General features: G+C 70.9%; 11 protein-coding genes and 3 tRNA genes. 10 read left to right on the top strand and 4 right to left on the bottom strand.

All coding sequences use genetic code 11. The annotated features are described in order from the left end of the window. The first annotated feature begins 48 nt into the window (after positions 1-48). Genes IEY17_RS15940 through IEY17_RS15950 form a run of 3 tightly spaced genes read left to right on the top strand, consistent with a single transcriptional unit; the run spans position 49 to position 4,865 of the window. On the top strand, positions 49-1,662 hold the full coding sequence (locus tag IEY17_RS15940; protein ID WP_188988482.1) for a carboxyl transferase domain-containing protein: 1,614 nt from the start codon (positions 49-51) through the stop codon (positions 1,660-1,662). A gap of 6 nt (positions 1,663-1,668) precedes the next feature. Then, positions 1,669-3,705 carry an acetyl/propionyl/methylcrotonyl-CoA carboxylase subunit alpha gene (locus tag IEY17_RS15945; protein WP_188988484.1) on the top strand — a complete coding sequence of 679 codons (2,037 nt, stop codon included), beginning with the start codon at positions 1,669-1,671 and terminating at the stop codon, positions 3,703-3,705. 2 nt (positions 3,706-3,707) lie between these two features. Continuing rightward, the gene (locus IEY17_RS15950) at positions 3,708-4,865 is read left to right on the top strand and encodes an acyl-CoA dehydrogenase family protein (protein WP_188988486.1); all 1,158 of its coding nucleotides are present in this window, start codon (positions 3,708-3,710) and stop codon (positions 4,863-4,865) included. A gap of 90 nt (positions 4,866-4,955) precedes the next feature. Here IEY17_RS15950 and IEY17_RS15955 read toward each other — a convergent pair whose 3' ends face one another. After that, positions 4,956-5,402 (bottom strand): hypothetical protein, encoded by a 447-nt coding sequence (locus IEY17_RS15955; protein WP_188988488.1) that lies wholly within the window; start codon positions 5,400-5,402, stop codon positions 4,956-4,958. A gap of 354 nt (positions 5,403-5,756) precedes the next feature. Continuing rightward, positions 5,757-5,978 carry a heavy-metal-associated domain-containing protein gene (locus IEY17_RS15960; protein ID WP_188988490.1) on the bottom strand — a complete coding sequence of 74 codons (222 nt, stop codon included), beginning with the start codon at positions 5,976-5,978 and terminating at the stop codon, positions 5,757-5,759. Between the two features lie 245 nt (positions 5,979-6,223). Here IEY17_RS15960 and IEY17_RS15965 point away from each other — a divergent pair, with 245 nt between their 5' ends. From IEY17_RS15965 to IEY17_RS15985, 5 genes are all read left to right on the top strand, one after another. Beyond that, entirely contained in the window at positions 6,224-6,463 is a 240-nt protein-coding gene (locus IEY17_RS15965; RefSeq protein WP_188988492.1) for a hypothetical protein, read from the top strand. 172 nt (positions 6,464-6,635) lie between these two features. Beyond that, entirely contained in the window at positions 6,636-7,220 is a 585-nt protein-coding gene (locus IEY17_RS15970) for a ScbR family autoregulator-binding transcription factor (RefSeq protein WP_188988494.1), read from the top strand. Positions 7,221-7,549: 329 nt separating this feature from the next. Then, a tRNA-Glu gene (locus tag IEY17_RS15975) sits at positions 7,550-7,622 on the top strand. A gap of 25 nt (positions 7,623-7,647) precedes the next feature. Then, positions 7,648-7,724, top strand: a tRNA-Asp gene (locus IEY17_RS15980). A gap of 29 nt (positions 7,725-7,753) precedes the next feature. Further along, positions 7,754-7,827, top strand: a tRNA-Phe gene (locus IEY17_RS15985). A 976-nt stretch (positions 7,828-8,803) separates the two neighbouring features. Here IEY17_RS15985 and IEY17_RS15990 read toward each other — a convergent pair. Continuing rightward, the gene (locus tag IEY17_RS15990) at positions 8,804-9,148 is read right to left on the bottom strand and encodes a hypothetical protein (RefSeq protein WP_188988496.1); all 345 of its coding nucleotides are present in this window, start codon (positions 9,146-9,148) and stop codon (positions 8,804-8,806) included. Positions 9,149-9,228: 80 nt separating this feature from the next. On the opposite strand from IEY17_RS15990, the gene IEY17_RS15995 reads away from it, so the two are divergent. Beyond that, on the top strand, positions 9,229-9,912 hold the full coding sequence (locus IEY17_RS15995; protein ID WP_188988498.1) for a maleylpyruvate isomerase N-terminal domain-containing protein: 684 nt from the start codon (positions 9,229-9,231) through the stop codon (positions 9,910-9,912). Between the two features lie 131 nt (positions 9,913-10,043). On the opposite strand, the gene yczE is transcribed toward IEY17_RS15995, so the two are convergent. Continuing rightward, positions 10,044-10,670: a membrane protein YczE gene (gene yczE / locus IEY17_RS16000; protein ID WP_229680213.1), complete on the bottom strand. Its 627-nt coding sequence runs from the start codon at positions 10,668-10,670 to the stop codon at positions 10,044-10,046. A gap of 82 nt (positions 10,671-10,752) precedes the next feature. Between yczE and yczR the strand changes: the two genes are divergently transcribed. Next, positions 10,753-12,192 carry a MocR-like transcription factor YczR gene (yczR, locus tag IEY17_RS16005; RefSeq protein WP_188988502.1) on the top strand — a complete coding sequence of 480 codons (1,440 nt, stop codon included), beginning with the start codon at positions 10,753-10,755 and terminating at the stop codon, positions 12,190-12,192. Positions 12,193-12,308 lie beyond the last annotated feature (116 nt).

Genomic DNA, 12,308 nt, shown 5'->3' on the forward strand with positions numbered 1-12,308 from the left:
ACATCCGTGGTGTTAACGATGACTAACTTCCTCGGAGGGTGTGCACCCATGGATGCGCCCGTCCTGCGCACAGCCGTGGACCCGGGCTCCGCGGACTTCGCCCGCTGCGCCGAGCAGCACGCGAAGCTCGTCGACGACCTCAACGCCCAACTCGCCCGTGTCCGGCGCGGCGGTCCGGAGAAGGCCCGCGCCCGGCACGTCGAGCGCGGCAAGCTGCTGCCCCGCGACCGGGTGGACGCGCTGCTCGACCGGGGTTCACCGTTCCTGGAGCTCTCCCCGCTGGCGGCGCACGGCCTCTACGACGACGAGGCGCCTGCGGCGGGCATCATCACCGGCGTCGGCCGCGTCTCCGGCCGCGAGTGCGTGATCGTCGCCAACGACGCCACCGTCAAGGGCGGCACCTACTACCCGATGACGGTCAAGAAGCACCTCCGGGCGCAGGAGGTGGCGCTGCACAACAACCTGCCGTGCCTGTACCTGGTCGACTCCGGCGGTGCGTTCCTGCCCCGGCAGGACGAGGTGTTCCCGGACCGCGAGCACTTCGGCCGCATCTTCTACAACCAGGCCACCATGTCCGCCCGGGGCATCCCGCAGATCGCCGCGGTGCTCGGCTCCTGCACCGCGGGCGGCGCCTACGTCCCGGCGATGAGCGACGAGGCGGTGATCGTCCGCAACCAGGGCACCATCTTCCTGGGTGGCCCGCCGCTGGTGAAAGCGGCCACCGGCGCCGTGGTCAGCGCCGAGGAGCTCGGCGGCGGCGAACTGCACTCCCGCACCTCCGGTGTCACCGACCACCTCGCCGCCGACGACGCGGACGCGCTGCGCATCGTGCGCTCCATCGTCAGCACGCTCGGCCCCCGCCCGCCCCGGCCGTGGGAGGTCGCGCCGGTCGAGGAACCCGTGGTCGACCCCGACGAGCTCTACGGCGCGGTCCCCACCGACTCACGCACCCCGTACGACGTGCGCGAGGTGATCGCCCGGATCGTCGACGGCAGCCGGTTCGCCGAGTTCAAGCACGACTACGGCACGACGCTGGTCACCGGCTTCGCCCGCATCCACGGGCACCCGGTGGGGATCGTGGCCAACAACGGGATCCTGTTCGGCGAGTCGGCGCTCAAGGGCGCGCACTTCATCCAGCTGTGCGACAAGCGCTCCGTCCCGCTGGTGTTCCTGCAGAACATCTCCGGGTTCATGGTCGGCAAGGAGTACGAGGCCGGCGGCATCGCCAAGCACGGCGCGAAGATGGTCACCGCCGTGGCCTGCGCCCGGGTCCCGAAGTTCACCGTGGTCATCGGCGGATCGTTCGGCGCGGGCAACTACTCGATGTGCGGTCGGGCGTACTCGCCGCGGTTTCTGTGGATGTGGCCGAACGCCCGGATCTCGGTGATGGGCGGCGAGCAGGCCGCGTCCGTGCTGGCCACGGTGCGCCGCGACCAGATCGAGGCCCGCGGCGAGCAGTGGCCGGCCGAGGACGAGGAGGCGTTCAAGCAGCCGATCCGCGACCAGTACGAGCGCCAGGGCCACCCGTACTACGCCACGGCCCGGCTGTGGGACGACGGCGTCATCGACCCGAAGCAGACCCGCACGGTGCTCGGCCTGGCGCTGTCGGCAGCAGCCAACGCACCCCTGGAACGGATCTCCTACGGCGTCTTCCGGATGTGATCAGGGATGAACAACGTGCAGCACTTCGACACGGTGCTCGTGGCGAACCGGGGCGAGATCGCGGTACGGGTGATCCGGACGCTGCGGCGGATGGGTATCCGCTCCGTCGCCGTGTTCAGCGACGCCGACCGCGGCGCGCGGCACGTCGTCGAGGCCGACACCGCCGTTCACATCGGACCGAGCGCGGCGGTGGAGAGCTACCTCGACGGCAAGCGCATCCTCGACGCCGCGCACCGCACCGGGGCACGGGCGATCCACCCCGGCTACGGCTTCCTGGCCGAGAACGCCGTGTTCGCCGAGGACTGCGCGCAGGCGGGCGTGGTGTTCATCGGACCGGCGGCGAGCGCGATCGAGTCGATGGGCGACAAGATCCGGGCCAAACAGACCGTCTCCGCCGCCGGGGTGCCGGTGGTGCCCGGCCGCAGCGACCCCGGCATGACCGACGAGGAACTGCACCGGGCCGCGCTGGAGGTCGGCTTCCCGGTGCTGATCAAGCCCTCGGCGGGCGGCGGGGGCAAGGGCATGCGGCTGGTGCACGACGAGTCCGCCCTGACCGACCAGATCGCCGCCGCGCGCCGCGAGGCGCGGTCCGCCTTCGGCGACGACACGTTGTTCGTCGAGCGGTTCGTCACCCGACCCCGGCACATCGAGGTGCAGGTGCTCGCCGACGCGCACGGCAACGTGGTGCACCTGGGCGAACGCGAGTGCAGCCTGCAGCGGCGGCACCAGAAGATCATCGAGGAGGCCCCGTCACCGCTGCTGGACGCGCAGACCAGGGCCCGCATCGGCAGCGCCGCGGTGGAGGCCGCCCGCGCGGTCGGCTACACGGGCGCGGGCACCGTCGAGTTCATCGTCTCCGCCGACCGCCCCGACGAGTTCTTCTTCATGGAGATGAACACCCGGCTGCAGGTGGAACATCCGGTCACGGAGCTGGTCGTCACGGTCGACGGGCAGCGCGGCGTGGACCTTGTCGAGCAGCAGGTCCGGGTGGCGGCGGGCGAGCCGCTGCCGTGGCGGCAGGAGGACCTGGCCCTCGACGGCCACGCGGTGGAGGCCCGCGTCTACGCCGAGGACCCCGCCCGCAACTTCCTGCCGACCGGGGGTGCCGTGCTGGCCGTGCATGAGCCGACCGGTCCCGGGGTGCGGGTGGATTCGGGGGTGCGCGCGGGCGTGCGCGTGGGCTCGGACTATGACCCGATGCTGGCCAAGGTCATCACCTGGGCCCCGGACCGGGCAGGCGCGGTGCACCGCCTGGCCGCGGCCTTGGCCGACACGGCCGTGCTCGGCCTGCAGACCAACGTCGCGTTCCTGCGCGCCCTGCTGCGGCACGACGACGTGCTCGCCGGTCGCCTGGACACCGGGCTCGTGGAGCGCGAGCTGGATGCGCTGGTCGCGGACAGCAATACCACCCCCGAGGAGGTCTACGTCGCCGCCGCGCTGGAGCGGCTGCTCGCCGCCGAGCCGAACGGGCCGGTCGTCGACCCCTGGGACGTCCCGAGCGGGTGGCGGCTCGGCGAGCACGCATGGAGCACGTGGCGCTTCGCCGGTGCCGACGGCGAGGTGCACGTGCGCGTGCGCGGACGTGCCCGCGACGCGGAGGTGTCCGTCGGAACCCCGACCGGCGGCACCGACGAGACCCACCGGGCCGCCGCCGAGATGCACGGGGACGTGCTCACCCTCACCTACCGCGACCACACCCACCACTACCGGTGCGCGCACGTCGACGGCACCACGTGGCTGGCCGCCGAAGGGCGCACCTGGGCCCTCGCCGAACACCAGCTGCTGGCCGACCGGGGTGCCGCAGCCGGCCGCTCCGACGGTCTCGTGACCAGCCCCATGCCGGGAACGGTGCTGGTCAGCGACGTGGTCGCGGGTCAGGAAGTCCAGCTTGGACAACGCCTGTTCGTCATCGAGGCAATGAAGATGGAACACACCGTCACCGCGCCGATCGCCGGTGTCGTGACCGAAGTGCACGCGAGGCGGGGGCAGTCGGTCGGGCTCGACCAGCCGCTGGCCGTCCTCGTCGCGCGGGAGGAGGACTAGCGATGGTGGACCACCGGCTCAGCGAGGAGTACGAGGCCCTGCGGGAGAGCGTGCAGACCTTCGCCCGCAAGGAGGTCGCCCCGGTCATCGGCGAGTACTACGAACGCGAGGAGTTCCCGTACCCGCTGGTCGAGGCGATGGGGCGGATGGGCCTGTTCGGGTTGCCGATCCCCGAGGAGTACGGCGGCATGGGCGGCGACTACTTCGCGCTCTGCCTGGCCCTGGAGGAACTGGCGCGGGTCGACTCCTCCGTCGCGATCACCCTGGAGGCCGGGGTGTCGCTGGGCATCATGCCGATCTACCGGTTCGGTACCGACGAGCAGCGCCGCACCTGGCTGCCCAGGCTGGCCCGTGGCGAGGTACTCGGCGCGTTCGGGCTGACCGAGCCGGGCGGCGGGTCGGACGCCGGTGCCACCCGCACCACGGCGGTGCTCGACGGCGACGAGTGGGTCATCAACGGCTCCAAGGCGTTCATCACCAACTCCGGCACCGACATCACCGGCTTCGTCACGGTCACCGCCGTCACCGGTCAGCGCCCGGACGGCAGCAAGGAGATCTCGGCGATCATCGTGCCCGCCGGGACCCCCGGCTTCACGGTCGCCAAGAAGTACTCGAAGGTCGGCTGGAGCGCCTCGGACACCCACGAGCTGTCGTTCGACAACTGCCGGGTGCCCGCCGCCAACCTCCTGGGCGAGCGCGGTCGCGGGTACGCGCAGTTCCTGGCCACCCTCACCGAGGGCCGGGTGGCGATCGCCGCGCTCGGCGTCGGCCTGGCACAGGGCTGCGTCGACGAGTGCCTGCGCTACGTCGGGGAGCGCGAGGCGTTCGGCCGCACGATCGGCGAGTACCAGGCGATCCAGTTCAAGCTGGCCGACATGGAGCTGCGGGCGCACACGGCGCGGCTGGCCTACTACGACGCCGCGTCCCGGATGCTGCGCGGTGAGCCGTACAAGAAGGAGGCGGCGATCGCGAAGCTGGTGTCGTCGAACGCGGCGATGGACAACGCGCGCGACGCGACGCAGATCTTCGGCGGTTACGGCTTCATGAACGAAACGCCGGTGGGCCGCTTCTACCGGGACGCCAAGATCCTGGAGATCGGCGAGGGCACCAGCGAGGTTCAGCGGATGCTGATCGCGCGGGAGCTCGGCCTCAGGGCGTAGCGGCCATCGGATGCGTGCGGCCGGTGCAGGCGGGGGCCTGCACCGGCCGTGAGCTGGTGGTCGGGGGTTTCGTTCGGGGGACGGGGGTGGTCAGTGCCGGAACCGCTCGTGCGGCACGGTGATCTCTTCGGTCTGCTCGACGTCGGACAGCGGCGCGGCGTGGTGTGCGCCATGGTGCCCGGCGACCGGCGCGACCTGCTGCGTGTCCTGATCGGGCCACACCGGGTTGTCGGGTTCCTGGGCGGCCACCGGCTCCGCTGGCATCGGTTCCTCGGCGAGGTGCTGAAGTACCCAGTCGCGGGCCAGCGCGGCCGGGGACGTGCCCTGCTTGAAGGCGAGCTCCCGCAGCCGCTCGTTGGCCATCAGCGGCAACCGCAGCTGGTAGACCTGTGACGCGCCGAAGCGGCGCCCCGACCCGGTGGATTCGACGTTCTCCTCCGGGGCCAGCGCCGCCAGGTACGAATCGAGCTCATGATCCGGTTCGGCCGGCTCGGCGGGCTTCTGCCGCCGTCCAGTCTTCAGTCGTCCTAGAGCCACGCCGCACACGATAACGGTCAGGTGACGACCAACGCCCACCTGTGACCCCAATCACCGCCGACCGCCTCGGCTGGATCAGCCGAACGGCCGGGTCGGGCTGGCCCCGGCACCGGACCGGCACCGCCACGCTCGACGACCGGTGGACCGCTCCGTAACAGCGGAGGGCCCCCGCGCCAGGGGGAGAAACGCGGGGGCCGGAGGGGATCTCCACAGGTGCTGACCGGGGGTGTGTCAGCGCCCCGATTGTGGCACGCGCCTCGGCGCTTGGGGAGCCTTCCGCGCGATTCGTGCGTCCGGCAGGGCGCGCGGCGGGCCCGGTCAGCAGTCCTGCGGGGTTGTTCTGCGTGGTCGGGCTCAGTTCGGGCTGGTCCAGGCGGTGACGGCGTACCCGGCCTCGGCGATCGCGGCGGTGACCGCGTCCCGGCTGAGCTCCTGCTCGCTGGCCACCGAGACCTGACCGGTCTCGACGGTGACCTGGACGTCGGTGACGCCCGGAATCTCCGAAAGCTCCTCGGTGACCGAGCGTGCGCAGTGGCCGCAGGTCATACCACTGACCGTGAACGTCTGAACGCTCATACTCACTCCTCTCCGGCAGGGGCTGCCGCGAACGGGTGCGGGGGTGCTCGGACCACTGTCTCGCACGTCCAGAGTGGACGGTCACGGAGGGGGAGGTTTCGGCGGCTCCGGGGTGGGAAATCCGAAGTGGATCGACGCCGCGATGATGGTTACTCTGCGTCGAACAGAAATCACTCTGTGGGGGGCTGTGGGTGTTGACAACCTGTGGATAACCTGCGGCCGGAACCCGAGGCCGGGGAGGCGTCATGTACGGGTCGCTGGACGTACGAAAGTTCTTGTGGCAACAGGAAGACGGGCACGGGCGGCAGTCGTCCGCGGTGCCCGCGCCGCGCGCCGGCGAGCCCTCGCGGATCTCGGCGGAGCAGGTGCACCGGGCGAGGATGGCGGTCGCGCGCGGCGCGGAGAGCGCCGAGGACTGCAAACTGCTGCTCGACATGCTCGGACTCACCCCCGATGAGGACGGTCAGCCACCGGTGACCCGGTGATTGGCGGCGCGGAGCGAGGCGCACCCGCGGGCCGCTCGACCGCCGGGTCCGCGACTGGGCACGGCGGTCGATCTGCCGGTAACTTCCGGTGGTGTAGATGATCAGCCGTTCGTGGGCCGCATCGCTCGGGCGAGCGGATCGCGGGCGGCCTGTCACCCGCCGGAGTCGCGACATGCCCCAGCAGCGCCGGGCCAAGATCACCCGCCGCACCATCCTCGCCGCCGCCGCTGAGGAATTCGACGCGGTCGGCTACGAGGCCACCACGCTGAGCACGGTCCTGCGCCGCAGCGGCATCACCAAGGGCGCGTTCTACTTCCACTTCTCCTCGAAGGAGGCGGTGGCCGAAGCGCTGGTCAGGCAGTATGAGCAGGCCCGGGACGAGATGTGGCGGCGCTGGACCGGCCGGGGACTGGACCCGCTGTCCACCGCGGTCGGGCTGACCCGCGAGGCCGCCCGTCGGCTGGAGCACGACGTCACGCTGCGGGCCGGACTGCTGCTGGCCTGTCGCCACATCTGCACCGACGTCGGCGACGGCTGGGAGGAGATGCTCGACGAGCTGCTGCGCCGGTCGGCGGAGCAGGGGCAGTTGCGCAGCGGAGTCGACCCGGGCGAGGCGGCCCGGGTCCTGTTCTCGGCGCTGGTCGGCACGCACACGATCGGCATGAACGCGGCTGGGATGCCGGAGCGGGTCGAGGCGGTCTGGCGGGTCGTCCTCGGCGGGGTGGCGCGCGAGGACTGGCTGCTCGCCTCCGGATGAGCCGATCTTGAGGCGCGGATCACATTTTTCGGCTGCTGTCCGCTTTGTCGTTTTCTCTCCGCTGTTCGGGTGCTTCCGGGGCTCGGGGCAGCAGCCCCCGGGGGTGGCGGCCGGTGGTGCGCGGTAGGTGAAATCTGCTGGTCAGGCGGCTAGCATGGAGCCTGCGCGCGCTCCGCTGCGGCGGGGTGCGGGGGTGGCGTTCGGCCTAAGCGACCCCCGGTTTGGGGCGGCCTGAGGGCATGTCGTAAGGTTTAGTCACTGCCAACGGGGCGCCCCTCGAAAGGGAAAGCCGGTTGGGAGCAAGGCCGGGTCGGTTGCGAATCGGCCAAGCCCCCATCGTCTAGCGGCCTAGGACGCCGCCCTTTCAAGGCGGTAGCGCGGGTTCGAATCCCGTTGGGGGTACGGACAACTGAAGATCGACAAGCGAGGCCCAGTGGCGCAGTTGGTTAGCGCGCCGCCCTGTCACGGCGGAGGTCGCGGGTTCGAGTCCCGTCTGGGTCGCCAAGGCGATCGGCATTGCGCCGGACGCTAACGGCCAGGTAGCTCAGTTGGTACGAGCGTCCGCCTGAAAAGCGGAAGGTCGGCGGTTCGACCCCGCCCCTGGCCACCGCTACGGACCTGGGAGAACGGCCCCCGCCAAGATTGGCGGGGGCGTTTTCGTCTCAGTTGTCGTCTCAGTTGGTGCCCCAGAGGTACCTGGTGGTCCACGCGGAGCGACTGGGCATGGCCTGGCCGGACTTGGTCCGACCTGACGCCGACCGGACCCGTACCTCGAAGGCCGAGAGCCACCGAACGATCGGCATCCAAACCGTCGCCCGCAGAGCTCGGTGAGTACCGCGACGAGAGAACGGTGCCACGGCCAAGCCCGACAAAGTGAACAAGACTCACGTCCAGCGTTGCTGGGCGCCCAAATTTGGGCAACTTTGGAAACCCCGGCAACCTCGGGGTACATCGAGGCAACGTGGTCTGCACATTCGTGCAGAGTCTTGTTCGTATGCAGATTGGTGCCTGTTGATATCCCTAGGATGACCAACCTGAGGCGATCGTGCCTGATCGGAGGTTGGAAATGGCTCGTAGGATGCTGGCCGGTGCCGCGTTGGCCGCGTGCCTGCTGTCGGTGGGGGCGCCCGCCGCCATGGCGGCCGGATCGCAACATCAAGAGAACGGCCGCGGGACCGTAGTGATGTCGAGCGGTTGCCCCTATGACTGGGCCACGGGGCGCGGGTGCATTGGCCGTATCGGCAAGGTCGGAGGTCGGTAATGGCTCGTAGGATGCTGGCCAGTGCCGCGTTGGCCACGTGTCTGCTGTCATTGGGGGCGCCTGTCGCCATGGCGGCGGGATGGAGATACGTCGAGTCCGGCTCCCTGGAAGTAGTGCAGGCCGAATGCAACGCCGGCAAGGCGTGGGGCGCGTGGAACGAGTGCGATATCCGCCCGCGCCGCGACGGAGGGTATGACCTTTTCGTGAGGTGACCTCGAGCCGGTCCGCCAGGCCCTCGCCGCCGCTTCGGAAACCTGTGAAGTCCCCGTCGAGATCGACGGGGACTTTTTCGTGCCGGTGGGACGTTCTTCCGGCAGGCGCGTCAGCGGAGGCGCTTCCGGCGCTCGGGCCGTGCGGGGGCGTCGTGGCGGGGTTCGATCGCCGATGCCAGGAGCCACGCCGTCATCAGGACTCCTTCGCTGTCGTCGCCGCGGCGGATGCGGAAGTGGACCTGGGCGAGCCAGCGCCCCGTGGTGTCACGGCGCCACGCGGACAGCTCGCCCGGTACCACCGCCTGCAGGTCCCAGCCGACCCGGTGCATCCGGTCCGGGCGTTCGGCGAGTGGGTACACCTTCGCGAGGTCCACCCAGACTGGTAGCGCCCGCCGCAGGGTGCGGTCGTCGTGCGCGGGCGGGCGCGGTTCGCCGCCGGGCTTGTCCCCGAACATATGTTCTAGTATCGGCCTGCACGGGCGGTGATCGCACCCGCCCACATCCGTCATGACCTGCGCGGACCCGGGACTGTCGGATGGTCCGGGTAGCTTCACCGACAAGCGGATGCGCACCGGAAGGTCTTGAGGATGAGCTCGATCCGACCGCGTACCTGCGGGCCGCCGAGTCCGCCGCCGGACTGCTGCGTGACCCGGCGGTCGCGGACGCGTGGGACCAGCCCAGCGCGCTGCCGGAGTTCAGCGTTCGGGGTCTGTCCGGGCACCTGGCGGCCCAGGTGTTCGCGACTCGGCGGGTGTTGGGCGAGGACGGCGTGGACGACGCTCCGCTGGACCTGCTCGGCTACTACGCGCACAGCGAGTGGATCGGCGCGGACGTCAACGACGAGATCAACGTCCGGATGCGGGAGCGGGGCGAGGACATCGCCGCCGAGGGCGCGGCCGCGTTGGCGGCCCAGGTCGACGCGGCGGTCGAGGACCTGCGCACCACCGTGCCCGAGGTGGAGGCGGAGCGCGTCGTGCGGTTCTCCGGTCGGGCGCTGCGCTTCGACGACTTCCTGATCACCAGGATGATGGAGATCGCGGTGCATTCCGACGACCTGGCGGTGAGCGTGGGTGTCGACACGCCGGCACTTCCCCCGGAGGTCGTCGACCCGGTGCTGTCCCTGCTCTCCCGCTTGGCGGTCCGCCGCCACGGCCAGGCGGCGGTGCTCCGCGCGCTGAGCCGCGCCGAACGAGCCCCGGAAACGATCGCGGCCATCTGAGAGATCTGCGGACAAGAGACGCCCCCGCGCTCAACCGGCCTGGGGGTTACCGGGAGTGCGGGGGCGTCGAGGTCCACCCCTGGGGGTCAGGTGGACGGCGTCCATGCTACTTCGTGGTAGTCGAGATGTCTCTAGGGGCAGAGATCTTTTTTCTCCTGAATCGTGGTGTATCCGAGGAAGAACTGGGTGGTCGGCCCGATGGTCAGCGCGTAGAGGACCGTGCCGGCGCCGACGGTGCCGCCGAGCAGCCATCCGGTGGCGAGCACGCAGACCTCGATGGTGGTCCGGACCACCCGCACTGACCAGCCGGTTCGGGCGTGCAGACCGGTCATCAGACCGTCCCGTGGGCCCGGTCCGAGACGCGCTCCGACGTACACCGCGGTGGCGATGCCGTTGAGCACGACGGCGCAGGCCATCAGCGCGAGCTGCCCGGCGAGCGCGTGGATCGGCGGGGTCAGCCGGAGTGTGATGTCCACCGCAACGGCGATGACGATCACGTTGGCAACCGTGCCGATGCCGGGGCGCTGCCGCAGCGGCAACCAGGCGACCAGCACCGCGACGCCGGTCAGCGCGGTGATCGCGCCGAAGCTCCACCCGAGCCGGTGGGTCAGCCCTTCGTGGAGCACGTCCCACGGGTCGAGCCCGAGTTGGGCGCGGACCAGGAATCCCATGCTCGCGCCGAAGAGCGCCAGGCCGCCGAACAGTTGCGTGAACCGGCGCAGGGGTCGGGTGCGGACTGGCAGCGGGGAAAGGTCCACTTGTGCTGATGCTGACGACATGCACCGGTTCTACGCAAGAATTGGCTCTCATGACGAGGTCCAATCTGACTATATTGGACTTATGTCGTGGCCTCGGCGTCTCTCCGGTCGCAAGCTGGTCGACCTGCTCGGTTCGTGGCACGGCGCGGCCCGGCCTTCTTCCCAACACCTCGCCGAGGCGCTGCGTCGGCTGACCTTGGACGGCCGGCTGCCACCGGGCACCCGGCTGCCCGCGGAGCGGGACCTGGCGGAGGCGCTCGGCGTGAGCCGGACCCTGGTGGCGCGCACCCTGGACCTGCTCCGGGAGTGGGGTTTCGTGGCCAGCCGCCGCGGCGCCGGTTCCTGGGTGAGGTTGCCGGACGGCAACCGTGACACCGACTCCCACGGCGGCTGGTTCCCGAGCGCGGACTCCGACCTGCTGAACCTGGAGCAGGCCACGCCGACCGCGCCGCCGGAGCTGCGCGCGGCGGTGGACCGCGCTTGCCTGCGGTTGCCCGAGCAGATGTCGGGCCACGGGTACCAGCCGCTCGGCCTGCTGGCGCTGCGCGAGCGGATCGCCGAGCGCTACACCCGCCGGGGCCTGCCCACCGGACCGGAGCAGATCCTCGTCACCAACGGCGCGCAGCACGCGTTCGCCCTGGTTCTGTGGATGCTGGTGGCACCGGGCGAACGAGTGCTGGTCGAGCACCCCACGTACCCGAACGCGTTGGAGGCGATCCGGAGGCTGAACGCGACCCCGGTGGCGGTGCCGATGCTGCCGGACGGCTGGGACCTGGAGCTGGTGACCGCGAACCTGCGCCAGGCGGCGCCGCGGCTGGCCTACCTGATCCCGGACTTCCATAACCCGACCGGTGTCCGGCTGGACGCCGAGGGCCGGGCCCGGCTCGCGCGGGCGCTGGCCCGAACCTGCACGACCGCGGTCATCGACGAGACGCTGGTCGAGCTCGACCTCACCGGTGAGCAGGCGCCGCCGCCGATGGCCGCGTTCACCGACCGGGCGATCCTCGTGGGTTCGGCGAGCAAGTCGTTCTGGGGCGGTCTGCGGTTGGGCTGGCTCCGCGCGTCCGAGGACTTCGTGCAGCGGATCATGATCGGCCGCGCCGCGACCGACCTGGGTAGCCCGGTGCTGGAGCAGCTGGTGCTGGCGGAGTTGTTGCGCGATGCCGACGAAGTGCTGGCGCGGCGGCGGGCCGAGGCGATCGAGCGCCGCGGCGCACTTGTCGAGGCGCTGCGCGAACGCCTGCCCCACTGGACGTTCCGGTTGCCGGACGGAGGGTTGTCGCTGTGGTGTGACGTGGGCGCGCCGGTGAGCAGCCGGCTGTCGATCGTTGCCGAGCAGCACGGCGTGCGGGTGGCGCCCGGGGCGCGCTTCTCCGTGCATGGATCGCTGGAGCGGTGGATGCGCATTCCGTACACGTTGCCGGGTGATCAGTTGGTGGCGGCGATCGCCCGCCTCGCCGCGGCCGCGACGGCGGTCCGGGAGAGCCCTGGTGCCACGGCGCTGACTGCTCCGATCGTCTGATTCCCGCTCGTGGTGGGACGCCCGTCGGCACGGCCCCTCGTCGTGCCGACGGGCGTCCGCTGGGGACCCCGGTGCCGCAGGGGCATTGCGGCACCGGGGCCGGGGCCCGGCCTGGG

Origin of the sequence: Saccharopolyspora thermophila, assembly GCF_014646075.1 — a bacterium.
GTDB lineage: Bacteria > Actinomycetota > Actinomycetes > Mycobacteriales > Pseudonocardiaceae > Saccharopolyspora > Saccharopolyspora thermophila.